Source organism: Rhizobium sp. C1 (genome assembly GCF_021026335.1).
In the GTDB taxonomy this organism is placed as follows: Bacteria; Pseudomonadota; Alphaproteobacteria; order Rhizobiales; family Rhizobiaceae; genus Ensifer_A.
Window position 1 is genome coordinate 157,774 of the sequence record NZ_JAJNCY010000001.1, and the last position, 23,976, is coordinate 181,749.

The 23,976-nt window shown below is 60.7% G+C and carries 27 protein-coding genes; 8 read left to right on the top strand and 19 right to left on the bottom strand.

The window, feature by feature from the left end; translation table 11 throughout:
• From LQK83_RS00735 to ychF, 5 genes are all read right to left on the bottom strand, one after another.
• Entirely contained in the window at positions 1-480 is a 480-nt protein-coding gene (locus LQK83_RS00735; protein WP_230835380.1) for a glutathione peroxidase, read from the bottom strand.
• A 28-nt stretch (positions 481-508) separates the two neighbouring features.
• Positions 509-976 (bottom strand): MaoC/PaaZ C-terminal domain-containing protein, encoded by a 468-nt coding sequence (locus LQK83_RS00740; protein ID WP_230835381.1) that lies wholly within the window; start codon positions 974-976, stop codon positions 509-511.
• Entirely contained in the window at positions 973-1,449 is a 477-nt protein-coding gene (locus tag LQK83_RS00745; protein WP_230835382.1) for a MaoC family dehydratase, read from the bottom strand. Before LQK83_RS00745 ends, LQK83_RS00740 begins: the two co-directional genes overlap by 4 nt.
• A gap of 86 nt (positions 1,450-1,535) precedes the next feature.
• Positions 1,536-2,750 carry a glycosyltransferase family 2 protein gene (locus tag LQK83_RS00750; protein ID WP_230835383.1) on the bottom strand — a complete coding sequence of 405 codons (1,215 nt, stop codon included), beginning with the start codon at positions 2,748-2,750 and terminating at the stop codon, positions 1,536-1,538.
• Between the two features lie 81 nt (positions 2,751-2,831).
• Entirely contained in the window at positions 2,832-3,935 is a 1,104-nt protein-coding gene (gene ychF / locus LQK83_RS00755; protein ID WP_230835384.1) for a redox-regulated ATPase YchF, read from the bottom strand.
• A 148-nt stretch (positions 3,936-4,083) separates the two neighbouring features.
• Between ychF and LQK83_RS00760 the strand changes: the two genes are divergently transcribed.
• The 3 genes from LQK83_RS00760 (at position 4,084) to LQK83_RS00770 (ending at position 5,170) form a co-directional block, all read left to right on the top strand.
• Entirely contained in the window at positions 4,084-4,341 is a 258-nt protein-coding gene (locus tag LQK83_RS00760; RefSeq protein WP_230835385.1) for an AbrB/MazE/SpoVT family DNA-binding domain-containing protein, read from the top strand.
• Positions 4,338-4,730 (top strand): type II toxin-antitoxin system VapC family toxin, encoded by a 393-nt coding sequence (locus tag LQK83_RS00765; protein WP_230835386.1) that lies wholly within the window; start codon positions 4,338-4,340, stop codon positions 4,728-4,730. Before LQK83_RS00760 ends, LQK83_RS00765 begins: the two co-directional genes overlap by 4 nt.
• A gap of 128 nt (positions 4,731-4,858) precedes the next feature.
• Positions 4,859-5,170: an ATP-dependent Clp protease adaptor ClpS gene (locus tag LQK83_RS00770; RefSeq protein WP_109857096.1), complete on the top strand. Its 312-nt coding sequence runs from the start codon at positions 4,859-4,861 to the stop codon at positions 5,168-5,170.
• Between the two features lie 8 nt (positions 5,171-5,178).
• Here LQK83_RS00770 and pth read toward each other — a convergent pair whose 3' ends face one another.
• The 5 genes from pth to LQK83_RS00795 form a co-directional block, all read right to left on the bottom strand.
• Positions 5,179-5,895, bottom strand: coding sequence for an aminoacyl-tRNA hydrolase (gene pth, locus LQK83_RS00775; protein WP_230835387.1), 717 nt, complete (start codon positions 5,893-5,895; stop codon positions 5,179-5,181).
• Positions 5,896-5,984: 89 nt separating this feature from the next.
• Entirely contained in the window at positions 5,985-6,740 is a 756-nt protein-coding gene (locus tag LQK83_RS00780) for a substrate-binding periplasmic protein (protein ID WP_230835388.1), read from the bottom strand.
• 68 nt (positions 6,741-6,808) lie between these two features.
• Positions 6,809-7,594 (bottom strand): substrate-binding periplasmic protein, encoded by a 786-nt coding sequence (locus LQK83_RS00785; RefSeq protein WP_230835389.1) that lies wholly within the window; start codon positions 7,592-7,594, stop codon positions 6,809-6,811.
• A 6-nt stretch (positions 7,595-7,600) separates the two neighbouring features.
• A complete protein-coding gene (locus LQK83_RS00790) occupies positions 7,601-9,910 on the bottom strand; it encodes a putative bifunctional diguanylate cyclase/phosphodiesterase (RefSeq protein ID WP_230835390.1) in 2,310 nt (769 codons plus the stop codon).
• A gap of 265 nt (positions 9,911-10,175) precedes the next feature.
• A complete protein-coding gene (locus tag LQK83_RS00795) occupies positions 10,176-10,781 on the bottom strand; it encodes a 50S ribosomal protein L25/general stress protein Ctc (protein ID WP_230835391.1) in 606 nt (201 codons plus the stop codon).
• A gap of 410 nt (positions 10,782-11,191) precedes the next feature.
• On the opposite strand from LQK83_RS00795, the gene LQK83_RS00800 reads away from it, so the two are divergent.
• Positions 11,192-12,133 carry a helix-turn-helix domain-containing protein gene (locus LQK83_RS00800; protein WP_230835392.1) on the top strand — a complete coding sequence of 314 codons (942 nt, stop codon included), beginning with the start codon at positions 11,192-11,194 and terminating at the stop codon, positions 12,131-12,133.
• A gap of 80 nt (positions 12,134-12,213) precedes the next feature.
• Here the strand turns inward: LQK83_RS00800 and LQK83_RS00805 are convergent, their stop codons facing one another.
• The 9 genes from LQK83_RS00805 to lgt all read right to left on the bottom strand — a co-directional run bounded on the left by LQK83_RS00805 (position 12,214) and on the right by lgt (position 21,300).
• The gene (locus LQK83_RS00805; RefSeq protein WP_230835393.1) at positions 12,214-14,478 is read right to left on the bottom strand and encodes a methyl-accepting chemotaxis protein; all 2,265 of its coding nucleotides are present in this window, start codon (positions 14,476-14,478) and stop codon (positions 12,214-12,216) included.
• 151 nt (positions 14,479-14,629) lie between these two features.
• On the bottom strand, positions 14,630-15,562 hold the full coding sequence (locus tag LQK83_RS00810; protein WP_230835394.1) for a ribose-phosphate pyrophosphokinase: 933 nt from the start codon (positions 15,560-15,562) through the stop codon (positions 14,630-14,632).
• A 125-nt stretch (positions 15,563-15,687) separates the two neighbouring features.
• Entirely contained in the window at positions 15,688-16,464 is a 777-nt protein-coding gene (locus tag LQK83_RS00815; RefSeq protein ID WP_230835395.1) for a hypothetical protein, read from the bottom strand.
• A 116-nt stretch (positions 16,465-16,580) separates the two neighbouring features.
• The gene (locus LQK83_RS00820) at positions 16,581-17,732 is read right to left on the bottom strand and encodes a M24 family metallopeptidase (RefSeq protein WP_230835396.1); all 1,152 of its coding nucleotides are present in this window, start codon (positions 17,730-17,732) and stop codon (positions 16,581-16,583) included.
• A gap of 119 nt (positions 17,733-17,851) precedes the next feature.
• On the bottom strand, positions 17,852-18,142 hold the full coding sequence (locus LQK83_RS00825; RefSeq protein WP_230835397.1) for a type II toxin-antitoxin system RelE/ParE family toxin: 291 nt from the start codon (positions 18,140-18,142) through the stop codon (positions 17,852-17,854).
• A complete protein-coding gene (locus tag LQK83_RS00830; RefSeq protein ID WP_442966674.1) occupies positions 18,135-18,410 on the bottom strand; it encodes a type II toxin-antitoxin system ParD family antitoxin in 276 nt (91 codons plus the stop codon). Before LQK83_RS00830 ends, LQK83_RS00825 begins: the two co-directional genes overlap by 8 nt.
• A gap of 48 nt (positions 18,411-18,458) precedes the next feature.
• Positions 18,459-19,247, bottom strand: a complete 789-nt coding sequence (pgeF, locus tag LQK83_RS00835; protein WP_230835398.1) for a peptidoglycan editing factor PgeF — start codon at positions 19,245-19,247, stop codon at positions 18,459-18,461.
• 95 nt (positions 19,248-19,342) lie between these two features.
• Positions 19,343-20,458, bottom strand: a complete 1,116-nt coding sequence (locus tag LQK83_RS00840) for a class I SAM-dependent methyltransferase (RefSeq protein ID WP_230835399.1) — start codon at positions 20,456-20,458, stop codon at positions 19,343-19,345.
• Positions 20,455-21,300, bottom strand: coding sequence for a prolipoprotein diacylglyceryl transferase (gene lgt, locus LQK83_RS00845; RefSeq protein ID WP_230836241.1), 846 nt, complete (start codon positions 21,298-21,300; stop codon positions 20,455-20,457). Before lgt ends, LQK83_RS00840 begins: the two co-directional genes overlap by 4 nt.
• Positions 21,301-21,521: 221 nt before the next feature.
• Here lgt and LQK83_RS00850 point away from each other — a divergent pair, with 221 nt between their 5' ends.
• The 4 genes from LQK83_RS00850 to LQK83_RS00865 all read left to right on the top strand — a co-directional run bounded on the left by LQK83_RS00850 (position 21,522) and on the right by LQK83_RS00865 (position 23,924).
• Positions 21,522-21,782 carry an accessory factor UbiK family protein gene (locus LQK83_RS00850; protein WP_230835400.1) on the top strand — a complete coding sequence of 87 codons (261 nt, stop codon included), beginning with the start codon at positions 21,522-21,524 and terminating at the stop codon, positions 21,780-21,782.
• A 476-nt stretch (positions 21,783-22,258) separates the two neighbouring features.
• Positions 22,259-22,759 (top strand): YbjN domain-containing protein, encoded by a 501-nt coding sequence (locus LQK83_RS00855; RefSeq protein WP_230835401.1) that lies wholly within the window; start codon positions 22,259-22,261, stop codon positions 22,757-22,759.
• A 3-nt stretch (positions 22,760-22,762) separates the two neighbouring features.
• Positions 22,763-23,572: a pyrroline-5-carboxylate reductase gene (gene proC, locus LQK83_RS00860; RefSeq protein WP_230835402.1), complete on the top strand. Its 810-nt coding sequence runs from the start codon at positions 22,763-22,765 to the stop codon at positions 23,570-23,572.
• A gap of 10 nt (positions 23,573-23,582) precedes the next feature.
• Positions 23,583-23,924 carry a tRNA-binding protein gene (locus LQK83_RS00865; protein WP_230835403.1) on the top strand — a complete coding sequence of 114 codons (342 nt, stop codon included), beginning with the start codon at positions 23,583-23,585 and terminating at the stop codon, positions 23,922-23,924.
• Positions 23,925-23,976: the final 52 nt, after the last annotated feature.

Sequence of the window (23,976 nt, forward strand, 5' to 3'; positions counted from 1 at the left end):
TCAACCCTTCACGAGCGCTGCAATGTCGCCGTCGATTTCTTCCGGCGTGGTGGTCGGCGCATAGCGCTTCACGGGTTCGCCGTCGCGGTCGATGAGGAACTTGGTGAAGTTCCATTTGATCGCCTCGGTGCCGAGCAGACCGGGCTTCTCATGGACCAGATACTTGTAGAGCGGATGCGCGGCGGCGCCGTTGACCTCGATCTTCTCGAAGAGCGGGAACTTGATGTTGAAACGCAGGTCGCAGAAGGACTTGATCTCTTCGCTGTCGCCCTGTTCCTGTGCGCCGAACTGGTTGCAGGGAAAGCCCAGCACAACGAGGTCGCCATTGTATTTGTCGTAGAGCGCCTGCAGGCCCGCATATTGCGGGGTGAGGCCGCAGGCGCTGGCCGTGTTGACGATCAGGAGCACCTTGCCCTTGAACTCGTCCAGACTGCGCTCCTTGCCGTTGATGTCGTTCGCGGTGAAACCGTAGACACTCATGGTTCTGCCTCTTCTTGCCGGAAATATGTTAGATGAATTCGATCACGGTCGGTGTAAATGATACGACGATCTTCCCGTCCTGGTTCTTGCCCTCGCAGTAGACGTCATGCAGCAGGCGATCGGCATGGTTGGGAGCCCTGACGGTGCGCGTCAGCGTATTCGAATAGGTCACCACATCGCCGGCGAACACGGGAATACGCCAGCGCAAATCCCGGAAGCCGAGAGCCGGACCGAGCTTGGGCGCGGGATGACCTTCCTTCACCATGCGTTTGAACTCGCCGAACATATAGGCGACGTTCAGCCCCATCCAGGCGGAGCAGACATGCCAGCCTGACGCACAAAGACCGCCAAGCACGGACTCCTTTGCGCGCTCGGCATCAAGATGAAAATACTGCGGATCGAATTTCGAGGCGAATTCGATGATCTTCTCAGGCGTGAAATGGTAGCTGCCGATTTCCGAGGCCGTATCGCGGGGCCAGACATCTTCGAATCTCATCGGCAGGCCTCCACTGTCTGCGCCTGCCGCATCCGGAGCATGGCGGGAGCCTGCATGCGCATGACCTTCTCGCCCTTCTGGTTCGTCAGCAGATGTTCCATCGTCACCAGGCCGATGCCGGGACGGGAGGCGAGCGGGCGGCGCGATTTGACCTTCACATTGAGCCGGATCGTATCGCCGGCAATGAGCGGCTTGCGCCATTCCATGAAATCGATGCCCGGACCGCCTTCGCCCGCGCTCTTCGAAATGACGGTGTCGAAGAACAGACGCATGGCGAGCGAACTCATATGCCAGCCGGAACCGGAGAGGCCACCGAGGATGCTGGCCTTGCCGGCCGCTTCGTCGAGATGCATGGGCTGCGGGTCGAATTCGGATGCGAAGGCAATAATCTCTTCGGCCGATACGGTCCTTTCCGCACTGATGAATTCTCGGCCTTCCTCGAAGTCCTCGTAGTAAAGCATTTCATCCGCCATGCGGGTCATTCCTCGACAATTCCGATCAAGGTTGAACAATGGCGATACAGGCGGCGGAGTTCAAGGCCAGTGTTGCAGGGAAGCGTTCACGGCAGTGCAATTTCGATCTCGTTGGCGGGGACAAGAAGTCCCTTCAAGACTTCGAACAATTCGCCCGGTGTCCTGGTGCCTGCGGCGTTTTCTGCGAAATGCAGGTTGCCTTCATTGTCGATACCGGTGGTGACTGGTGGTCTCGACCGTGCGGCATCCGCCGGCAAGGGCGTGAAGTGCGGCTCGAAAAGCGGCAGGTATCGCCCGTCGTGCCAGCGCTCCAGTGATGCGCGGTAACGGGCGGCGAGCGTGTCGAAGCTTTCCTTGTCGCGGTAGTTCTCGCAGTTGCGCATGAGGGCTTTGACGAGGTTCTCCTCATAGCCCATGTGGGGAAAGCCATATTTCCTGCAAAGCCAATGCTGAACGACAAAAATCGTCGCGGTGACGCCGCGCCCGGCCCGAAACGGTGTGTCGGAGAGCAAGGGGTCATCGTTGATGTCGCGCCCGAGATCGAGATTGAAGCGATGTGCAGAGGCGTCCTCCTCTGCAATTGTTCGCGTTGCGGCGGAATTGCTCTCAGGACAAACGCCTGGCACCGAAAACGGGCGTGAAACGTGATAAAAAGTCTTGCCCGTCAGGATGACCTTGAAAGCGTTTTCGTAATCGATGGTCGGAAACTCGAAGAAGCGGCCGCCAAAGACATCCCGTATCTTCAGAAGCAGCGCCCGCGATATTGCGCCGTGATAGACGGAGTTGCCGCATATGGGCACATGTGCCGCACCTTGCCAGCCGAACGCGCGGCCGATGAGGTCGCGCTTGTCGAAGCGGGTGACTTTGGCGTTGAGATCGACCTTGAGCGGCAGGGGCGGTACACCATCGACCGGCCAGACATAATTGAAGCCGCTCCAGGTGAGTGCGTCGATCTCTCCAACCTTCGCCTCCAGATTGATGAGGAAGGCCGCGAGATCCGGATCGGCATAGTCATCGTCGCCGATCACTGTGACATAGCGACCTCTTGCTGCGCTCACCGCACGCTCCCAGTTCTCCATCATCGAATGGATGCGCTCGCCGGAGGGGAGGTAGGTGATGCGGGGATCGCCGATCTTCTCCGCGATGAAGCCGTTCATGATCGACGGATCGTCGGAGTTGTCGACAAAGACAAATTGTACGTCTGTGCGCTCGTTTCGCAGCAGCGCCCTGATCGTTTCGCGAAAATAGAACTGGCGGTTGCGTGACGGGACGCAGATCGAAAGCACCGGTTCTGCCGCCATGGGAGTCTCCTTTGGCGGCACGTTAGCCGGGGTCGCTTATGCGAGACTGTACCGCGAGGTTCCGATCAAAGGGCCGTGCGATCAGGTGTTGAACTTGAACATCAGAACGTCGCCATCCTGCACGACATATTCCTTGCCTTCGTCGCGGGCCTTGCCGGCTTCCTTGGCGCCGACTTCGCCGCCGAGCGCGATATAGTCCTCATAGGCAATCGTCTGGGCGCGGATGAAGCCGCGTTCGAAATCCGAGTGGATGACGCCGGCGGCGGCCGGTGCCTTGGTGCCGCGCTTGATCGTCCAGGCGCGGGTTTCCTTCGGGCCGACCGTAAAATAGGTGATGAGGTCGAGCAGGTGGTAGCCTGCACGGATCAGGCGGTCGAGACCGGCTTCCTCAAGGCCGAGAGCGGCGAGGAATTCCTGAGACTCGTCGTCCGGAAGCTGGGCGACTTCTGCCTCGATGGCAGCGGAGATGATGACGCATTCTGCGCCCTGATCCTTCGCCATCTTCTCGACCTGAGCCGTGAAGCTGTTGCCGGTCGCCGCGTCGCCTTCTGCGACGTTGCAGACGTAAAGCACTGGATGCGAGGTGAGAAGGTTCAGACCTTTCAGGATCGCGATGTCTTCCGGGGGAAGCGTCTTGAGCAGCAGACGGGCGGGCTTGCCGTCCTGAAGCAGCTTCACGACCTCTTCCATGACGGGAAGAACGGTCAGCGATTCCTTGTCCTTGCTGGCGGCGCGCTTGCGGGTTTGCTCCAGCCGGCGCTCGATGCTTTCGAGGTCGGCGAGCATGAGTTCCGTTTCGATCGTGTCGGCATCGCCGACCGGGTCGATGCGGCCTTCGACATGGGTGATGTCGGAATCTTCGAAGCAGCGGAGCACATGGACGACGGCATCGACCTCGCGGATATTGGCGAGGAACTTGTTGCCGAGGCCTTCGCCCTTCGAGGCACCGCGCACGAGGCCGGCGATGTCGACGAAGGAGATGCGCGTCGGGATGATTTCCTTCGACTTGCCGGCTTGTGCCAGCAGCTTCATGCGTGGATCGGGAACCGCCACTTCACCGGTGTTCGGCTCGATCGTGCAGAACGGATAGTTCGCCGCCTGCGCCGCCGCCGTGCGCGTCAGTGCATTGAAGAGAGTGGACTTGCCCACATTGGGAAGCCCGACGATGCCGCATTTGAAGCCCATGATATATCGCCTGTCGCAGGTCGTGAAATGATTGCGTTGCCTATGCGGGATAGGCCTCCGCGCGTCAAGAGGCAGGCCGGACAGCCTTGTATGTAAGGTGGAAGTGCCTTACTGTGAAGAAAAGGAGTAACACGGAGAACCTCGGCACATGGTGCGCCTGAAGATCACGGCCAAAGGTCAAGTCACTTTGCGCAAAGACATCCGCGAACATTTGGGCGTCGAGATCGGCGACGAGATCGACGTGTCGTTCGAGGAGCAGGGCGAGGTTTCTGTCCGTCCGGCTCGCAAGCGGCACACGAAGCAGGAACTGTTCGGCATGTTCGCTCACAAGGCTGACCGGGTTCACAGCCTTGAGGAACTGGATGAAGCGATCAGGGACGGCTGGGCCGGGAAGGTCAACTCTTGACCTTTATCATCGACACGAACATTCTGGTACGAGCCATTGTCCAGGATCACGCCGAGGAAGCCGAGAGAGCCAAAGCCCTGCTTTCCGCCAACGAGGTCGTGATTCCGACCCATGTCTTTTGTGAGCTGACTTGGGTTCTGAGCAGGGTGTACAAGCTGTCACATAGTGACTTGATCGAGGTTATCTCGGCCTGGTCTGACACGGAAGGCGTCGTTGTTGATACAGCTGCCGTGGCCGCTGGCCTTGCGGTCATGAAGAGGGGCGGCGACTTCGCCGATGGTGTTGTGGCATTTGAAGGACGGCGCCTTGGCGGCAGCGTCTTTGCGACCTTTGATCGTCGCGCAAGCCGGATCCTTGGGGCCGAAGGGCACGAATGCCGGCTGGTTTGAGAGCTCAAGTGGCCCCGGCTGATCGACCTCTTGCAATTTTCCGTGCATGACCCAAAATATGGGTGTCCGATCAAAGGTTCGGACCAACAATCCTGGACAACAGCATCAAATTCCCCGGAGGTCTTCTCATGGCCGAGAACGATGTCGTGCTTGCTCCGCGCGTGAAGACCACGCCGAAGGTCGAGAAGCCGAAGCTCTACAAGGTGCTGTTGTTCAACGATGATTACACGCCGCGCGAATTTGTCGTGATGGTTCTGAAATATGTCTTCCGCGCCGATAGCTCCTCCGCCGAGAAGATCATGCTGACGGCGCATATGAAGGGATCGTCGGTGGTGGCCGTCTATACGAAGGATATTGCCGAGACGAAGGTCAAGGAGGCGATGGATCTGGCCAAGGAGGCCGGGTTCCCGCTGATGTTCACGGCCGAGCCGGAGGAGTGATCCGCTCTTCAATCCTTCTTGCCAAACATCCGCTTCAGCATGTCCGCCATGGGGCCGGTTGCCGGCAGGTCCGGCTTGTGATTGCGGGCCTGGTGGATGTGGGACTGGGCTTTCGGAGCCGTCTGAGCCTTGGGTGCTGACGCGTCCTTCTTCTCGGCCTTGGTCGGCGGCGGGGCGAGCTTGTTCATGAATTTCGAGCCGTCGCCGTCGAAGAGGAGTTCGGCGTTGAGGGTGATGTCGTCCATCAGTTCATCGAGCCAGCCTTGGTCGACCTTGGCGAAATCGCCCAGAACATGGTTGTGGACGAGTTCCTTGGCGCCCGGATGGCCAATGCCGAGGCGGAGCCGCTTGTAGTCGCGGCCGCAATGGGCGTCGATGGACTTCAGGCCGTTATGGCCGCCATGGCCGCCGCCGACCTTGAGCTTCACCTTGCCGGCGGGCAGGTCAAGTTCGTCGTGGATGGCGATGATGTCGCCGGGGCCGAGCTTGTAGAAGCGCATGGCTTCGCCCACGGCCTCGCCGGAGAGGTTCATGAAGGTCTGAGGCTTCATCAGCAGAACCTTCTCGCCGGCAATCTCGCCCTCGGAAATTTCGGCCTTGAACTTCTTCGACCATGGGCCGAACGGGTGCTTGCGATGCAGCGCGTCGATCGCCATGAAACCGATATTGTGGCGGTTGGCCGCGTATTTCGGGCCGGGATTGCCCAGGCCGACGATGATCTTCATGGCTTTGATCCGCGCATGTGACAAGGATGGCGTTGTGAAATGCGAAACGGTCGCCCGTGTCAAGCGTCTCTCGGGTGGGTCGGCGGCAATCAGCGCAGAAGCCCACCTTCCACGAAATTATAACGCTGGAATATGCCCGACCGGGTCCCGTCCGCGATCAGTTTTTTCAGACTGCTGCGCATGCGTCGCAGCGCATCGGCATCGGTCTGCCTGTTGCAGGCCAGAGCGTCGAGGCTGGTGTTGAGAATGACGGCTGCCTCCACCGGAAGGCCCTGCCTCTGCAGATCGGCCAGCATGGAGGCGGCCATGGGCATCAGGTCAATGCGGCCCGCGAGCAGTTTCTTGACGCTCAGGTCGATCTCCGACGTGAGGTCGATCCGGGTAAAGCCGTTCTGCTTCAGGAGGTTCTCGGTATAATCGCCGAGCTGAGTCCCGATGAGGTAACGCTTCGCCTCCTCCAGATTGGCGGGACGGATGCCCGATCCGGACTTGCGGACAAGATAGGCCTCGGTTGTAAACAGCGGCTCCACCCACTCGAACAGATCTGCGCGCTCCTTCGTATGGACGGTCGAAAACACGCAAGAGCCTGGCGTGTTGAGAGCGAGGCTATAGGCCCGTGCCCACGGCTGCAGCGTCATTTCGTATTGCAGGCCGGCATCCGCCATGACCGCTTTCACAAGGTCTACGGCAATGCCTTTCAGCACGCCGTCTTCTTCATAGTTGTAAGGAGGATAGTCTTCCGTGAGCAGATGAAGAGATTCGCCTGACGCGGGTAGGGCGGCGGCCGACCAGAGGCCGAACGTTGCCGCCCACATCCATCTGCCGAATGTCGCGGTTTTCCTCATGCCCCTGCATCTGGGGTGAACGATTGCCATTGCGATACCTCACGGGGACGGTGCTTCTGCGTATGCGATCACTGGGACGTCTTTTCATCCGAGGCAACGCCATACGTATCGAGAATTCGCCGTTGCGTGCCTTCGGCAATCAAATTGTTCAGCACCTGCTGTAGCCGAAGGATCATAGAGTCCTTCGTGTTTCGGTTGCAGGCAATCGAATACGTACTTTCAGACAATGTGATCACAGATTCGATGTCTGCGCCATCCCGTTTCAGCTGATCGTAGTATTTTTCTGACATCGGCATCAGATCGATCCGCCCGCTCATCAGCTTCTTGAATGTCAGAACGAGGTCTGTCGCCAGATCGACTTTGGGAAATTTGTTCTCTGTCAGCAGATCTTCGGTGAAGTCGCCGCGCTGTGTGCCGACTATATAGGATTTTGCTTCATCGAGTGTCTTCGGCGCTGCCTTCGATCCTGTCTTGTGTATGAGGATCGTTCGGCTTCGCAGCAGCGGCTCCACCCATTTGAAGCGGTGGTCCCGTTCGGGATTGTGGACGGCGGTGAACAGACAGACGCCGTTTCCGGTCTCCGCCTCCGAGATGGCCCGCGCCCACGGCATGACCTCGATGGAGAAGGGTATGTCGACCTCCTTCATGATCAGCTTGATCTGATCTGCCGAAGCCCCCCTGACTTGACCGTTTTCCAGATAATTGAAGGGGGGATAGGTTTCGGTCACGAAGCGGATGTTCTCCGCCCGCGCCAGACCGGCCGCCAGCAGCGAGAGATGCGCGCCAAGAAGAGCCTTGACGAGGCCGTGGCGCAGGACGTGACGTGCAAGCGAAGCTGCTGTGGTGTCTGGCATAGAGTGTCAGACGAGCTCGGCCAGCCGTTCGCCGGTCGGATTGTAAAGCTGCTCGATATCATCGATGCTCAACGGACGGGAGAAGAGGTATCCCTGGCCGTACTGAATACCCATGTCCTTCAAAATTTCCCGCTGGCTGGGGGTCTCGATCCCTTCCGCCACGACCTTGCATTTCAGATGCTGGGCTATGGTGTTGATCCCCTGGACGAGAAGGTAGGGCTTGTCGCGTTCAACGGCGCTGTCGGGGTGAAGAGCCGCGACGAAGGAACGGTCGACCTTGACGATGTTGACCGGGAACCTGTGGAGGTAGCTCAGCGAGGAATAGCCGGTTCCGAAATCGTCGAGCGCGATGGACATGCCGCAGTCGCGCAGACCGCGCAGCACCATGTTGATCTCGGGGTTGTTGCGCATCAGCACGGCTTCGGTGATCTCCAGCGCGATGCGCGCGGGCTGGACGCCCGATTTCATCAGAATATCCGACATGCGCGCCAGAAGGTCGGCATTCAGCTGCAGAGGAGAGAAATTGATCGACATGCAGGCCGCTTCGAGACCCGGAATCCGGCTGATCCGGGTCAGATAGTCGACGGCCTTCTTCAGGATCACGTTGCCGATGGCTTCAATCGTGCCGTTTTCCTCGGCAACGGCAATGATCTTTGCCGGCGGGAGGATCCCGTGCGCGGGATGACGCAGACGCATCAGCGCTTCGAAATTCGTCGGCTGGCCGGTCTTGAGGTCGCAGATCGGCTGAAGCCAGGCGTCGAACCAGTCGTTTTCCAGCGCCTCGTTGATGTAGCGCTCCAGTTCCGCGCGCTCACGGGCGGTATCCGCGATGGAATCGTTGAAGACTTCCGTGCCGTTCTTGCCGTTGCGCTTGCGCGCATACATGGCCAGGTCGGACTTTTGCAGCAGTTCCGCAGCGCAGGTTGCATGGTGCGGGTAAAGCGCGATGCCGATGCTGGCGCTCAGTGTCACGCTGGCCCCGTCCGGCGTGAAGGGGGCGGCAAAGGTCGCCTTGATACGTTCCGAAATACCCCGGGCGATTGCTTCCGCCTCCGGTGCTGAAATGAGAATTGCGAACTCGTCTCCGCCGAGACGGGCGATGATATCGGTCGGGCGCAATTGCTGGCTGGCGCGGCTGACGACTTCTTTCAGCACCTCGTCGCCGGCTGCGTGTCCCATGTTGTCGTTGATCCACTTGAAGCGGTCGAGATCGACGAAGAGACAGGCGACTTCATGGCCGCGCTTGTCCGCATCCATAATCTTGCCGTCGAGAGCGGCCTCGAAGCCCTGCCGGTTCAGAAGACCGGTCAGATGGTCGGTGATGGCCTGGAGATGGTTGCGCGTCTCGGCTTCCTTCAGCTCCGTCACGTCGGTCATGACGCAGAGTACGCTGGTGGGGCCGGTGGTTTCTCCCATCGGTGTTTCACGGATCAGAACGTCGATGATGCGGCCATCGGCGCACTGGAACTTGACGGTGGCGCCATTGGGCTCGGAGGAGGGCGCATGGCCGATTTTGCTAGATATGTCCCATGTCGCGCCGCGTGCGAGGAACTCGGTGAAGTGCCGTCCCGTGACCTCCTCGCGGGAGTAGCCGGTGGCAAACATCCAATAGTCGGAGACGGCTGCGATGCGGCCGTCAGCATCAATCATGTAAAGCATGGCGGGGGTTTTGTTGTAGACCGCCTGAACCATGGCATGCGCCGCTTTCAGCGCGCTTTCCTCATGCGCCAGTTCGCTCTGCATTTCGTTGAAGTTTTCGGCCAGAAGGCCCATCTCGTCGCGGGAATGCCAGTTGACGCGCTGGCGATAGCCGCTGCGGCGCGTGCTGATCACGGCGTCCGTAAGGCGCAGGAGCGGGCGGATGACGATGACGCGATTTGCGATGACGGCCGCCAGAAAGACGATGGCGACCGCGAAGACGAAGATGAACATGAAATTGATGTCGCGGCTGCCGATCGTCGACATCAGGCCGCCATTGTCCACCTCGATCTCGAGCGTGCCGACATATTTGTCGCCGTCCACGGACGGGTAGTAGATCGGCGTCGAGATGCGGCGCGGTTCCACATCGTGTTTCGTGCCCGTGGTCGAGATGCTGATGGCGATGGAGCCGGAGCTGTCGCGGACATGGACCGCCTCGATCTCGTTGCCGGCCGCAATGGCAGCGGCGACCTTTCTGGCGCTGTCGATATCGAAATCCCACAGCGGCTTACCGAGCGCCTGTGCGTTGGTGGAGATCGTCAGGTCGATCCGCTCTCTGCGTTCGGTCAGCGTCCGTTCGGCGGACAGGTAGAAAAACAACCCGAAGAGCGGGATCACGAAAGCGAATACCGCGGAACAAATGATCAAAAGGAATCGCTTTTCCACGGAGTGAGTATGCATAAGCTTCCGTTTCGCGCGCGGTAGGACTTGGCTTCGATGAAGCAGGTAATCTTGCATGTGAGCCTTAATCGAACTTGAATATCGAGATAACAGTTCTTGCCGATCGTAAAAAAACAAAGGCCCGCTCACACAATTGTGGAGCGGGCCCATGAGTAGACTGCGTGTCTGATGTCATCCGGACGGCGCTCAGGCCGCCAGGTGATCAGGCTTCAGCTTCGCCGGTTGCTTCTTCGACGCCGGCAGCCGGGGTCGCGATCGTAGCGATCGTGAAGTCGCGGTCGGTGATGACGGGCGTGACGCCAGCCGGAAGCTTGATATGCGAGATGTGAACACCTTCGCCGATCTTGAAGCCTTCGAGGTCAGCCGTGATGAATTCCGGAATAGCGTTCGCCGGGCAGACAAATTCAACTTCGTGACGGACGACGTTCAGCGTGCCGCCGATCTTGAGGCCCGGGGACTTCTCATGGTTCACGAAGTGAACCGGAACGGCAACCGTGACCTGGGTGTTGCCAGAGACGCGGAGGAAGTCGACATGCATGGTGAAGTCGCGGACCGGATCGAGCTGGTAGTCCTTCGGGAGAACCGAGATCTTTTCGCCGCCGACGTCGATCGTTGCGATGGTGGTCATGAAACCGCCAGCGTGGATCTTCTTCGTGACTTCATTGGTCGACAGAGCGATCGAAATCGGGGGCTGCTTGTCGCCATAGATAACTGCAGGGATAAGACCGTTGCGGCGCAGTTCGCGGGAGGACCCCTTACCAGCCCGATCGCGCTTTTCGGCCTTGAGCTCGTACGAAGCGTGGCTCATGGTATTTCCTTTCAACGTTTGCGGAGAGCCCGCACCCGTTCATCGCGAACCGATGCGAACTGAAGCTTGTGCCTATTTCGCAGAAAGCCTCATCCGCCTTGCCTCCAAGGGTGTCTAGGCGGACGGCGCTCCTTACTCCAAAGGGTGCGGGAATGCAAGGGCAGGGGAACAAGCCCCTGCTGTCCGGAATGGATTGATCAGGGTCAACGCGCAAGTGTCTCAGATGGCGCATTCTTGCGACAGTTCGTAACTCGTATACAAAAGTCGTGATGCATTTGTCGCAAGGCCATGTCATTCTGCAGGGCAATTTCGTGAAATCGGCACGAACCTGGCAGGGGCGTTGGACATATCCTTCGATATGTCGAGCAAGGATAACCTGAACGGGAGCTTTGGGAGGAGCTGAGCTGATCATGACCCATCATGCAGAAAAGGTTTATTCGCTGGCGCGCAAGTCTTCGCAGGCCGCCAGTTCGCCCGTTGCCGCCTCGTGGCTGCGGTGCATGAACGTGCACAAGCTCAGTCCCGACCAGAACCTGTCGCCCGCCCGGCTCACCGAGCAGGAATTTCGCGATGCGACAGACCGGTCGCGGGTGATGGTCGAAGAGGCGCGCGACGAGCTTGACCGGTTGTTCCTGATGGCGGGCCGGTCCGGCCATGCGCTGCTGCTGACCGACGGAAACGGCGTCGTGCTCGACCGGCGCGGAACCGCTGGCGACGAGAAGGATTTCCGTGGTGTCGGCCTGTGGTCGGGAACCGTCTGGAGCGAGGCGAGCGTCGGCACCAACGGCATCGGGACGGCGTTGGCAGATCAGCGCGCGGCCACCGTGAGCCGCGATCAGCACTTCCTGTCGTCGAACACGGGCCTGAGTTGTACCGCAGCTCCCATTCGCGACCACACGGCACGCATTTCGGGCGTGCTCGATTTCTCGACCTGCCGCGACGATGCCAATGAACTGACCATGGCCATGCTGTCGCATGCGGTGCGCGATGCGGCGCTCAGGATCGAAGGCAATCTGTTCCGCCGAGCCTTCCCGACGGCGCGTATTGTCATGGTGGGCAGCGGTTACGGCGCACTCCTGGCGGTCGATCGGGACGATATCGTGCTGGGTGCCACGCGCGGCGCGCGTCAGGCCCTTGGCCTCGACGATCACCGTCTGGCCGCCGGCGTTCCGGCAGCTGACCTGCTGGATGAAAGTGAGCCGGCGCGCTCGACCGATCTTCTGGAGGCTGAACGTTCGGCGCTTCGCCGGGCGATCAACCGCAATGGTGGCAACATGTCGCGCACGGCCGAGGCGCTGGGCATCAGCCGCGCAACGCTGCATCGCAAGGTGAAGCGGCTCGGCCTGACCTGAGGGCAGTGTGGTTCCCATCCCGGCGGAGGCCGCAAGAGTGCCCAGGCGCAGGGTTCCAAAACCGATGAGTGAGGCGGCCTTCAGGCCGCCTTTCTGTTCTGCATGCTGTCCGACGTGGTGAAAGCGCTGACCTGGCCGGTGAGAACAGCCGATTCCCGATCAAGCCCGAAGACTGCTGCCGTGGTCTCCTCGACCATGGCGGCATTCTGCTGGGTGACGTGATCGAGATCGTTCACCGTGCTGTTGATCTCCTGCAGCCGAACCGACTGATCGCGCGTGGCGGCGACCATCTCGCCGATATGCTCGTGGATCGTCTTCACGCCGTTTTCGATCATCTTCAGGCTTTCACCCGTCTTCAGAACCAGACTGACGCCGTTCTCGACATCGCTCGCGGAGGTGGCGATGATGCTGTTGATATCGCGCGCGGCCGCGGCCGATTTCTGCGCCAGCTCGCGCACCTCCTGCGCCACGACGGCGAAGCCCTTTCCGGCCTCGCCGGCACGCGCGGCCTCAACGCCCGCGTTGAGGGCCAGAAGGTTGGTCTGGAAGGCGATCTGGTCGATGACGTCGATGATCGAGCGGATCTGTGACGAGGAGGCTTCGATGCGCTCCATGGCTTCGATCGCCTGCTGGACGACGCTGGCGGAGGACAGGCTGTTGTTTAGCGCGGTCGAGGCTTCGCTGTCTGCGGTTTCGCAGCGGCGGCGGGTGGCGTTGACGGTGTCGGTCATTTCGCTGAGCGCGGCAGCGGCCTCTTCGAGCGAAGAAGCCTGCCGCTCGGTCCGATGGGCGAGATCTTCCGACGCGCTCTTCAGGTCGGCCGCGCCTGCCTGGATGCTGTCGGCGCTGGTGCGGATCGCCGTCACGGTCTGCTCGAGACGGGAGACCGATTCGTTGAAGTCAATGCGCAGCTGATCCAGTTGCGGCACGAAGGGGCGATCGATGCGGATGTCGAGCCGTCCGCCCGACAGGGACTTGAGGGCCGTGGCAAGCGCGGAGACAGCAGCCTCCAGTTCGGCCGTGCTGCGGGCCTTTTCGGCCTCGCGTTCCTGCCGGTCCCGTTCCGACACGCGGCTTTGTTCGTCGGCGCTGCGTTCGACGCGCTCCTTGTCGATGGCGCTCTGGCGGAAGGATTCCAGCGCGCGGGCCATGGTGCCCACCTCGTCGCGGCGCTCGGTGTAGCCCACGGTAATGGTCTTCTCGCCGTCGTTCAGGCGGTTCATCAAGCCGGCCAGCGTGGTCAGCGGGCTGGTCAGGCGCGCGGCGATGACGAGGCCGGCGGTGCCCATGACGGCAAGAACTGCGAGCGCACAGATGCTCGCCATCAGCGCCAGATTGTTGGCTGCGGCCAGGATTGAAGATTTCGGCTGGCCGGCAACGAGCAGATGCGGCTGTCCGTCAATGTCAACGGGCTTGTAGGCATAGAACATGCTGCCTTTGACGGTGTCGCCGAAGACCGAGCCAGTCGATCCGCCCTTGGCCGCCTCCGCGAGGATTGGCGGCGCCTGTCCGCCCTCCGTCGCTGTCATTTCGCCGGCACGCAGGATACCGTCGCCGGAAAGAAGGAAGGAGTCCTGAACCGCCGCCTCTTCGCCTTGCGGCTTCAGAAGCGATGTGAATTCGCTCTGGCTCACCTTGATGACGACCACACCCTTGAGGGTCTGCGTACCCCAGACATCCACGGCGAGCGGCTGGATATAATAGGCTGCGAAGGCGCCATCGACCCCCTTGATGAAGCCGGTCTTGTAGACGTCTGTCATCTTCCCGGCCGCCGCCTTGTCCACGAAGGGCTTGAGTGCGGCGTTGGCGGGATCGGACATCTTTGACAGGAATTCGGGACCCTTCGTGACCGTGTAGTAGATCACGCCGTCCAGGCCGATGACGAAGATTTCCGAGACGTGGGCGTTCTTGCGTACCGCGTTAAGGGCGGAATGAATCTTGGCATGGCGGACACCAAAGAGCAGCTTCGTGTCGGAACCGCTGATGCCCGCCCGCTGCTCGGCACTTGATCCCGCGGGCTGAAAAGCGATCCGGATCTGGTCGTTCTCGCTCGCGATAATGTTGGGAAACACATCCATCACTTCGCCGAGCGCTGCGTTTGATGAAACCTCACCCAGGGTCTGCAGGGCGCGGGTGTCGAAGGCGCTGATTTCCTTTGCGCGGGCATTGACCACCGACTGCAGACCGAATTTGCTGGCCTCAATCAGTCCCTCGCTGCCGATCTTGTAGCTGAGCAGGCCGACCGAGGCGCAGGAGGCCAGCGTGGCGCCAATGACAAGTGCTGCAAATTTCGACTTGACCGTTCGAAGCCGCAAAAAGCCGGCTCGTGTTCCTGCTCCACCCATCACTCGTCCCCGCAGATGTATATCTGTGATTTCGAATATTAGAGTGCAGGCTTAATGGACTGTGAACGGACGCGCCCAAATCTAATGCATCCGCAACGGCATAGCGCCGTTTGCGGAGAGTTTGAATCAGTTTGGGTGCGCGGGGGATGCCTCAGTCGAACAGGCTGGAAACCGAGGCTTCCATGCTGGTGCGGTTGATCGCCTCGCCGAGGAGGGGTGCGGCCGTGATCACGCGGATATTATGCGCGGATTGAACGGCCGTGGTCGGCTGGATTGTATCGGTGATCACCAGTTCCTTCAGCTTCGAAGAGCTGACGCGGGCTACGGCGCCGCCCGAGAGAACGCCATGGGTGATATAGGCGGTGACGCTGGTCGCGCCGTTCTTCAGCAGTGCTTCGGCCGCGTTGCAGAGCGTGCCGCCCGAGTCGACGATGTCGTCGATGAGGATGCAGTCCTTGCCGGTGACGTCGCCGATGATGTTCATGACTTCCGACTCGCCCGGACGATCGCGACGCTTGTCGACGATGGCCAGCAGACAGTCGAGCCGCTTGGCGAGCGCGCGGGCGCGCACCACGCCGCCCACATCGGGCGAGACGACCATGACGTTCGCGAGGTCATAGTGGTCCTTGATGTCGCGGGCGAGGATCGGTGCGGCGAAGAGGTTGTCTGTCGGAATATCGAAGAAGCCCTGTATCTGGCCGGCATGCAGGTCGAGCGTCAGAACGCGGTCGGCCCCTGCTTCGGTGATCAGGTTGGCAACAAGCTTGGCCGAGATCGGTGTGCGGCCGGAGGCGCGACGGTCCTGGCGGGCATAGCCGAAATAGGGAAGCACGGCGGTGATGCGGCGGGCAGACGAACGGCGGAACGCGTCGATCATGATCAACAGTTCCATCAAATGGTCATTGGCCGGGAAGGATGTCGACTGGACAACGAAGATGTCTTCGCCGCGCACGTTTTCCTGAAGTTCGACAAAGATTTCCTGGTCCGCAAAACGCCGAACCGTGGCCTTTCCCATGGGAACTTTAAGATAGTTGCAGATCGCTTCGGCCAAAAGCCGGTTCGAGTTCCCTGCGAAAACCTTCATGATGGCCCGCCCTGATGATGCTGAATGGCGGCCTTTTAGCGCGCTTACCTGTGAATGCAAGCAGTAAAGACGGTTTTGTGATGTTTTCCCGCAAAATGACGGTCGTGCGGCGTACTTCTTGCGTTTCAGCCCCGCCGCGACTTCCATGCGATATATTGGTTGATCGTGTCGGCGGCGATCTTCGACATGACATCCGGGGGAATGTTTGCCCATGGATCGGACGATTTGCCCGGAAGCTTTTCCTGGCCCTGAAGGCGTGTGAGCCTTGCACCGGATGCATCGAGCACGTCCCAGACATAGGTGATGGTCGTGCCGGCGCCGTCGTCAAAGGCTGAGAAATAGCCCTTCAGCATATGCTCCGCCGAATTGTCGGAGGAGGGTTTGATGGAAAGGCCGCGCGCGGAAGCATTCGAGGCCAGATCGCGGGACAGCGGCGTGACGGCGGACAAAGGCGCGCCGATGATCGGCAGGAAGCGGATCGAACCGCCCACTGCGCCCCCCATTGCGCCGTTGCCGGCCGGCAAGGTTCCGAGAACGCCGGGTGTGGCGGGCTGGCTGGAGGCCTGATAGATCGACTTCTGCGTGGCGGAAACCCCGCCTGGCGTGCCGAGCATGGGGCTGCGGGGACCGGTCTGCTCAGGCATCGGCTGCTGGTCGGCGCCGGCGGTCGTCGCGTTTGTCGGGAAGGGTGTCTGTTGCGTTCCGATATTGCGGCTTTCTTCGGCGGCGAGGCTGGTCTGGCCGGCCGGGTCGATGGGCTGAGGCCCGCCCTTCTTCGCGCTCGCCGTCTTCTGGCCTTGGTCGCCGATCGACTCGGGTGGCGACATCAGGTTCGAGGTCGTGCAGGCGGACAGGAATGAAAGTGCAGCGGCTGCCAGCACTGACATGAGAAGCTGCCGCATCCTGTTCCTTCCTCCTGTTGGTTCAGGCTCAAACCCGGCAGCATTAACGTCTGGCGTCAACGCCATGTCAATGTAAAGGCTGCAATTGTCGGTGACCCGAGCGGGTTCTGCACGATTCACGCGGTCAGAAGCGACAGCGGATGGCGCGACAGCGGCTTCGGCGCATCCTCCGTCGTCAGATAGGTCTGGCCCAGCGTCATGGCGAAACCTGATTCGGAATCCATGATGATCATATGCACGAAGAGCGTCATGCCCGGCGCGATCTCCTGCGGATTGCCGGCATGGAACATCTGCTGCTCCATCCAGGATGGCGAGAAACGTGCGCCGAGGGAATAGCCGCAGGCGTTGAGCCGATGGCGGGCGAGGCCGCGCTCGTCCATCACGCGGGCATGGACGTCGAAGACGGTGCCGAACGTATTGCCGGGACGCAGAACCAGTTCGATCGCCTCGATCGCATCGCGGCAGGCTTCGAAGAGCTCGGTCTGGCGCGGCTCCGGTGCACCGATGACGATCGTGCGCATCATGGCGGCATGATAATGGGCGGAGGCGCCGGCCCATTCGAGGGTGAGCTGATCGCGTTCGGACAGCGTCCGGCGGCCGGACTTGTAGCGGCACAGAAGCGCATCCGCGCCCGAACCGATGACGAATTCATTGGCCGGATAGTCGCCGCCGCCGGCCAGGATCGCGGCCTGCATGGCGGAGAGGATTTCAGCCTCGTTCGCGCCCGCGCGAGTGAGGCGGATCGCCTCGTCCAGCGCGATGTCCGCAAGGCGGGCCGCTTCCGTGGTGAAGGCGATTTCCGCCTCGCTCTTGATGAGACGGAGCTTGCCGACCAGCAGCGAGGCGTCGATGACCTCACAGAAGTTCATCAGCTGTCGGTCGATGAGATGGGCCGTGTGGCCCGTCATGCCATGCGTGTCATACTCGACCCCGATGCGGGCGCCGAGAAGGTCGAGTTCGTTGAGCATGTCCTTGAGGTCGACCGAGGGATCGGCATTGGCGCGATCGACCCAGACGCGGATATCGGAAATGTTTGAGGTGTGGCGCGCCTGGCGCAGATCGGCGGAGCGCGTCAGCAGCACCTTTGAGCCGTCAGCCTTGACGACGAGCGTCTGGAAGAAGCAGTAGCCGAACGTATCGTATCCCGTCAGCCAGTACATGCTTTCCTGGGCGAAGAGCAGGATCGCGTCGAGCTTTTCCTCGCGCATCTGCGCCGTCAGCCTGTCCATCCGCTGCGTATATTCCCGTTCCGAGAAATGCATCGCCATGGTCTTGTTCCTCCCGGTCAATAGCGTTTGGCGACTTCGACGCCTTCCGCAGGTCTTAGTCGTCACACTGCTCCGCGCAATTGCGGAGCACCCATCAGGGAGCAGCACGCTCGTGCAGCTTAACCCAACCAGTTTTCAGTGCTGCGGGGGCCATAGACGATGGCCACCACCAGAATACCATATGGCATCGGTTCGTAGATGACGATGTAGCGCCCTTCAATCAGTATCCGCGCTGTGGGGCTCAGCTCATGACGGGGAGCCCCCATGTGCGGCTGGCTGCCAGCGAGTTCGATCTTATCCAGAATGCGGCGTAACAACCCGTCTGCCGCCCGTTCATTGTCGGCTGCGATCGCACGCCAAATCTCTCTTAAGTCGTCTTCTGCACGTGGGGTTAAGACGTACTTAGCCACTTGAGCGCGCTTCCGCTTTCAATTCCTTGAGAAGCGTATCGGCGCTCACTTCGCGGCCTTCACCGCTGGCCATTCCCTCGTCGTAGGCCCTTTTAAGCCGAGCCAACTCCATCTGCCGAATTTCCTCGCGCTGCTCCCACAGACGAAGCGCATCTCGGACGATCTCGCTATTCGATGCGTAGCCGCCGCTTTCGACGGCGCCTTGCATCATGGCAGCCTGGTGGGGCGTCAGGGAGACGGTGAGGGTTTTCATGGTCGTGGCTTTCATGACTTCGGTTTATAGCAGTTCTCACAAGCTTTAACAAACTTTGTTAGCTTACCTGAGCATGATCGCGGAAATCTGACGGCCGTAATCCGGTTCCTTGCGGTGCGTGGTGCGGCGGTAGGAGTAAAAGCGTTCTTCGTCGGGATAGGTACAATGTCCGGTCATTGCGGCGTTGACGCCAGCGGCCTTGAGGCGCGCGACAGTCAGTCCCTGCAGGTCGAACATGGAATGATCTGCATTGACAGACGGCGTAAAGAAGCGAGCGTAGTCCGTGTCGACGGCGAGGAAGCGTTCGACGAATTCCGGGCCGACTTCGTAGTTGGCGGCGCTGATCGAGGGGCCGAGCACGGCGGTGATCGTTTCGCGTTTCGCGCCAAGCGCAATCATCGCATCGATCGTGCTCTCCAGAACACCATAGAGTGCACCTTTCCAGCCGGCATGCGCCGCGCCGATGACGCGGTTTTCCGCATCGGCAAAAAGGATCGGGCCGCAGTCGGCGGCCAGCACGCCGAGGACGATGCCAGGGGTTGCCGTGGCGAGAGCGTCGGCCTGCGGGCGCTCGCCGTCATAGTTTTCCGTTACGGTGAAGACGTCGGGGGAGTGAATCTGGTGGACGGTTGCCAGTTTCTCGATCTGAGCATCGAACCAGCCTGCGACACGGGCTCTGTTCTCGATCACCCGCTGCGGCGTGTCGCGCGAGCCCAGACCCACATTGAGGCCGGCATAAATGCCTTCAGAGACGCCGCCCTGCCGGGTGAAATAGCCGTGCCGGATCACATCGCCGGAGGCGGCTTGCAACACGTCGCTGATGATCGGGCTCAGACTTGCGGAGATGTCCATGATGTTGTCTCCCGTTGTCGCCCGCACCGCGGGTCTCTGGCAGGACGCTCAGAACCCGGGACCTGGGCGGATGTTGCAAACTGCAGAAGGGTCTGTCAATCCACGGCCGGATGGCGGCGGGCGATGAAAGGTTCGAGCTCCACATGGCTCGAAGAAACGGCGAGAACCTTGAAGAGTTCCCCCATCTTGCCGATCCCTGCACCGGCAAGACGATCGACCGCCGTGGCGATATCCTCCGCGGCAAGGCTTTCCTTGCCACGCGCCAGCGACTCGGCGCGCTCGTAAATCCCGAGTCCGGCGAGGAAATCGCCCTGATGCATGACCCCGTTGACATGCAGGCCGGAGAGATGCGCGGTTTTCGCCAGGGCCTCGAAATCGACATGGCTGGTCAGGTCCGCTTCGCCGGGATGGGCGAGCGGCGGGTCGAACTGATGCGCGCGGATCGCCTGCAGCGTATCGCCATATCCGGAAGCGACATGGCCATAGTCGATGATCAGCGCGGAGCCGCCACCTTCGAGAAGCCGCTGGCAGAGCGCCTGCATGACGGCGAGACGGGCAGGGGCAAATTCAGCAATGGCGCCCATGGGTTGCGGTCCGGGAGGACCGGGCAGGAGGGCCGGATCGACGCCTGCAATTCCGGCGGCGAATGTCAATCGACCCTCGGCGTCGAGGCCGACCATGCGCTCGCGGAAGCCGGTCGGCGTCTTGACGAACTGGCGGATCGGGATCGCATCGAAGAGTTCGTTGGCGGCAAGGAGGAGGGGGCCGGCCGGAATGCCGTCGAACCCGTCATGCCAGGTGATCTTCCATTTGTCGGCCACCAGGGTCTGCGCCTGAACCTTGCGCAGACGTTCGCTGGTTTCGATCAGATGGATCTGCGCGGCCTCGAACATGTCGGGCGCGAGCTTCTTGATGACGCGCAGGATGTCGGCCATCATCGTGCCGCGGCCGGGACCGATTTCGGCGAGGTGAAATTCCGATGGCGCGCCATGCGCCTTCCATGCCTGCACCAGAAAGATGCCGACCATTTCGCCGAAGAGCTGGCTGATCTCGGGCGCCGTCGTGAAATCGCCGGCAGCCCCGAAGGGTTCGCGGGTCTTGTAGTAGCCGTGTTCCGGGTCGGCCAGACACAGCGCGAAATAGTCGGTCACGCTGATCGGCCCGTTGGTCCGGATGAAAGCCCTGATCTTTTCGGCAAGCGGCGTCGTCATGAGGTCGCTTCGTCTCCCTGCGGCAGGCGGGCGGCGGCGCGGCGGGCGCGCCAGATTGCCCACAGGCCGGCAGCCACCATCGGCAGCGACAGAAGCATGCCCATGGTGAGCCAGCCACCAAAGAGATAGCCAAGCTGCGCATCGGGCTCGCGGAAGAATTCCGCCGTGATGCGGCTGAGGCCATAGCCGCAGACGAAGACGCCGGTGATGAAGCCGGGCGTTTTCAGGAGCTTCGGGCCGTAGGCGAGCAGGCTGAGCACGGAGAGAAGGACGATGCCTTCAAGGCCGGCTTCGTAAAGCTGGCTCGGATGGCGCGGGAAAGGGCCGCCCGTCGGAAAGACGATGGCCCACGGCACGTCGGTAATGCGGCCCCAGAGTTCGCCATTGATGAAATTGGCGACACGTACGATGCCGAGCCCGATGGGCGCGACAATCGAGACGATATCGAACAGGCTCCAGACGGGTATCCTGTTGATGCGGGCAAACAGGATCATGGCGATGGTCGTGCCGAGGAAGCCGCCATGGAAGGACATGCCCCCATCGTAGACACGGAAGAATCGCATCGGATCCGCAAGCACATTCGGCAGGTCGTAGAAGAGCGCATAGCCGACGCGGCCGCCGAGCACGATGCCGATGGCGGCGTAGAGAACAAAGTCATCGAGTTGCTGGGCATTGACCGGCGCCCGGCCACTTCGCCAGAGAGTGTCATTGGCGATCAGCCGGCGGGCGTAGAACCAGCCGAGCATGATGGAGACGACATAGCCGATGCCGTACCAATGTACTTTCAGCGGCCCGATTTCGAAGGCGATCGGGTTGAAGCCCGGAAAGGCGAGGGCCGACATGGTGATGAGTTCGGTGTGCAATCTGTTTCCCGCCCGTTGTTTCGGCGGGAAAATGAAGTGTGAAAGGGGCAGGGTCAAGGCGATTTTTCTGACCTTTGGTAAACCTCCACGGGCTTTGCCGCGCGCGGGTTGCGGCATCGAGCAATAGTGCTTGCATAAGACCGCGCGACGACCTACCTCAGTTTCTGAATGTTGTAGTCCGAAAGGCAAGGGAGACGATCATGTCCACGGGACCGAACCGCATTTTTGACGATTTCGCCAAGCTGATGACGGATGCGGCGGGCGCAGCACAGGGCCTTCGTCAGGAGGCCGAAACGGCATTCCGGGCTCAGGCCGAGCGCTTCATGAACTCGATGGACCTCGTCAAGCGCGAGGAATTCGAGGCCGTGCGCGAGATGGCTGTGAAGGCGCGCGAGGAAAACGACGCGCTGGCCGCGAAGATCGCCGAGCTTGAGGCGAAGCTGGCGGCGAAGAAGGGCTGACCGCCGCCTCGGCTTTGGTGTTGAATTACAAAGAATTCGAGGGGTCTCGTTTGGCGAGGCCCCTTTTGTTTTTCCGCTGTTGCGGGCCTTTGCCTGTGTATGAATCACCGCCTTTTCGCAGGTGCATTCATCGCATTTCCGTTCAATCGAATTTTTTCAGAAATTTTCTGCGCCTGTGGATTCCACCGAAAAATCATTGCCGCAGAGTCGGTTATGCCTTTGCGATCAAGCAGCTCCTAAAGCGGTTGCGCCATTTGATGCGCCAAAAGGTATTGATGCGGGGGTGGCGGGAACGGGGCGCCGCTATAGACTGATTTTCAACGACGATTCGAAGCGGCGCAAGTTTCGGGCAGGACGACGCGCCTAGCCTTTTTACCGCATAGGATCGTTTAATCTTTGTATCTGGCGCGTTCATTGGGTTTGGCGAGTGTGTGCTTGTCGCCGAGCCGTTGCGGGTCCGATGGAGAACATGCCGAATGAGCCTTATTGAAATGCAGATCGCGCGCCAGTCGAACCCGGTCGATATGATCGAGTTTGTCGCCGCCAATAATGACTGGTCCTTCGAAAGGTCCGGCGAAGACGAGATTTCGATGTCCGTGGGCGGCCGCTGGGCCGACTACAACGTGTCCTTTTCCTGGATGGAGGAGTTCGAAGCGCTGCATCTGGCCTGCGCCTTCGATCTGAAAGTGCCGCAAAGCCGCGTCAACGAAGTGATCCGCCTCCTGTCCATCGTCAACGGACAGGTGCTGATGGGTCATTTCGATCTGTGGCGGCATGAGGACGCGGTGATCTTCCGTCAGTCTCTTCTTCTGGCAGGCGGGGCCGAGCCGACCGATCGTCAGGTGGAGGTTCTGCTGTCGAATGCTCTGGACAGCTGCGAAGCCTATTTCCAGGCGTTCCAGTTCGTCGTCTGGTCCGGCATGGATGCACAGGACGCGGTTGACGCTGTCCTGTTTGAAACGGCCGGGGAAGCCTGAGGCATGTCTGAAGGCAAGATCGTTCTTCTCGGTGCGGGCAATATGGGCGGGGCGATGCTCGCCGGCTGGCTCAAAAGCGGTATTGCCGGTTCCTCGATCCTGATCCTCGATCCGAAGGTCTCCGATGCCATGGCGGCGCTGGCCGCCGAGCATGGCGTGGAGGTTGCCACCACTGCGCCGGAAGGCCTCAAGGCGTCGATCCTTTTTCTGGCCGTGAAGCCGCAGATCATGGATGCCGCGCTGCCCTCGGTCAAAAGTCTGGTTGGGGTGGACACGGTTGTGGTGTCGATTGCCGCAGGCAAGACGCTTTCGTTCATTGAAGGACATCTCGGAGCGGGCGCCCATGTGCGCGCCATGCCGAATACGCCGGCCATGGTCGGTCGCGGGGTGACCGGGGCCTATGCCAATTCCGCCGTGACGCCTGCGCAGAAGGCAAAGGTTCATGACCTGCTCAAGGTCAGCGGTCCGGTCGAATGGGTTTCGTCGGAGGCGGATATCGATGCCGTCACGGCGCTGTCGGGCAGTGGCCCGGCCTATGTTTTCTATCTCGTCGAGTGCATGGCTGAGGCGGGCCGAAAACTCGGTCTGCCGGCGGATCTCGCCATGCGTCTTGCTCGAGAAACAGTCTCGGGGGCTGGTGAACTCCTACACCAGTCCCCCGAGGATGCTTCGCGGCTGCGTATCAATGTGACGTCCCCGGGCGGCACGACGGCGGCAGCCCTTTCCGTCCTGATGGCCGAGGACGGCATGCAGCCGCTTTTCGATGCCGCGATCGCCGCGGCGCGGAAGCGTGCGCAGGAACTGGCAAACTGAGCGAGCCATCATGACCGAACCGATCACCTATGCTGATTTCGAGAAGGTGGATATCCGCATCGGGACGATCGTAGAGGCTGAACCCTTTCCGCAGGCGCGCAGGCCAGCCATCAAGCTGGTGATCGATTTCGGGCCGGAGATCGGCCGGAAGAAGTCCTCCGCGCAAATCACCGTGCATTATGCGCCCGAGACGCTGGTCGGGCGGCGGGTCATGGGCGTTGTCAATTTTCCGCCACGCCAGATCGGCCCGTTCATGTCCGAGGTGCTGACCCTTGGCTTTGCCGATGCGGAAGGCGCGATTGTTCTGGCCGGTGTCGAGCGTCCTGTCCCGGATGGTGCGCGGCTCTACTGAACTCTCCCTGAATGTGCCGTTTTTTGCCCCAATCGAGGCGTAGGCCTGATTC

What these genes read in the sequence shown, in the direction of transcription:
- LQK83_RS00735 (WP_230835380.1), bottom strand. Translation starts at nt 480, where the DNA reads ATGAGTGTCTACGGTTTCACCGCGAACGACATCAACGGCAAGGAGCGC.
- LQK83_RS00740 (WP_230835381.1), bottom strand. Translation starts at nt 976, where the DNA reads ATGAGATTCGAAGATGTCTGGCCCCGCGATACGGCCTCGGAAATCGGC.
- LQK83_RS00745 (WP_230835382.1), bottom strand. Translation starts at nt 1,449, where the DNA reads ATGGCGGATGAAATGCTTTACTACGAGGACTTCGAGGAAGGCCGAGAA.
- LQK83_RS00750 (WP_230835383.1), bottom strand. Translation starts at nt 2,750, where the DNA reads ATGGCGGCAGAACCGGTGCTTTCGATCTGCGTCCCGTCACGCAACCGC.
- ychF (WP_230835384.1), bottom strand. Translation starts at nt 3,935, where the DNA reads ATGGGCTTCAAATGCGGCATCGTCGGGCTTCCCAATGTGGGCAAGTCC.
- LQK83_RS00760 (WP_230835385.1), top strand. Translation starts at nt 4,084, where the DNA reads ATGGTGCGCCTGAAGATCACGGCCAAAGGTCAAGTCACTTTGCGCAAA.
- LQK83_RS00770 (WP_109857096.1), top strand. Translation starts at nt 4,859, where the DNA reads ATGGCCGAGAACGATGTCGTGCTTGCTCCGCGCGTGAAGACCACGCCG.
- pth (WP_230835387.1), bottom strand. Translation starts at nt 5,895, where the DNA reads ATGAAGATCATCGTCGGCCTGGGCAATCCCGGCCCGAAATACGCGGCC.
- LQK83_RS00780 (WP_230835388.1), bottom strand. Translation starts at nt 6,740, where the DNA reads ATGAGGAAAACCGCGACATTCGGCAGATGGATGTGGGCGGCAACGTTC.
- LQK83_RS00785 (WP_230835389.1), bottom strand. Translation starts at nt 7,594, where the DNA reads ATGCCAGACACCACAGCAGCTTCGCTTGCACGTCACGTCCTGCGCCAC.
- LQK83_RS00795 (WP_230835391.1), bottom strand. Translation starts at nt 10,781, where the DNA reads ATGAGCCACGCTTCGTACGAGCTCAAGGCCGAAAAGCGCGATCGGGCT.
- LQK83_RS00800 (WP_230835392.1), top strand. Translation starts at nt 11,192, where the DNA reads ATGACCCATCATGCAGAAAAGGTTTATTCGCTGGCGCGCAAGTCTTCG.
- LQK83_RS00805 (WP_230835393.1), bottom strand. Translation starts at nt 14,478, where the DNA reads ATGGGTGGAGCAGGAACACGAGCCGGCTTTTTGCGGCTTCGAACGGTC.
- LQK83_RS00810 (WP_230835394.1), bottom strand. Translation starts at nt 15,562, where the DNA reads ATGAAGGTTTTCGCAGGGAACTCGAACCGGCTTTTGGCCGAAGCGATC.
- LQK83_RS00815 (WP_230835395.1), bottom strand. Translation starts at nt 16,464, where the DNA reads ATGCGGCAGCTTCTCATGTCAGTGCTGGCAGCCGCTGCACTTTCATTC.
- LQK83_RS00820 (WP_230835396.1), bottom strand. Translation starts at nt 17,732, where the DNA reads ATGGCGATGCATTTCTCGGAACGGGAATATACGCAGCGGATGGACAGG.
- LQK83_RS00830 (WP_442966674.1), bottom strand. Translation starts at nt 18,410, where the DNA reads ATGAAAGCCACGACCATGAAAACCCTCACCGTCTCCCTGACGCCCCAC.
- pgeF (WP_230835398.1), bottom strand. Translation starts at nt 19,247, where the DNA reads ATGGACATCTCCGCAAGTCTGAGCCCGATCATCAGCGACGTGTTGCAA.
- LQK83_RS00840 (WP_230835399.1), bottom strand. Translation starts at nt 20,458, where the DNA reads ATGACGACGCCGCTTGCCGAAAAGATCAGGGCTTTCATCCGGACCAAC.
- lgt (WP_230836241.1), bottom strand. Translation starts at nt 21,300, where the DNA reads ATGTCGGCCCTCGCCTTTCCGGGCTTCAACCCGATCGCCTTCGAAATC.
- LQK83_RS00850 (WP_230835400.1), top strand. Translation starts at nt 21,522, where the DNA reads ATGTCCACGGGACCGAACCGCATTTTTGACGATTTCGCCAAGCTGATG.
- LQK83_RS00855 (WP_230835401.1), top strand. Translation starts at nt 22,259, where the DNA reads ATGAGCCTTATTGAAATGCAGATCGCGCGCCAGTCGAACCCGGTCGAT.
- proC (WP_230835402.1), top strand. Translation starts at nt 22,763, where the DNA reads ATGTCTGAAGGCAAGATCGTTCTTCTCGGTGCGGGCAATATGGGCGGG.
- LQK83_RS00865 (WP_230835403.1), top strand. Translation starts at nt 23,583, where the DNA reads ATGACCGAACCGATCACCTATGCTGATTTCGAGAAGGTGGATATCCGC.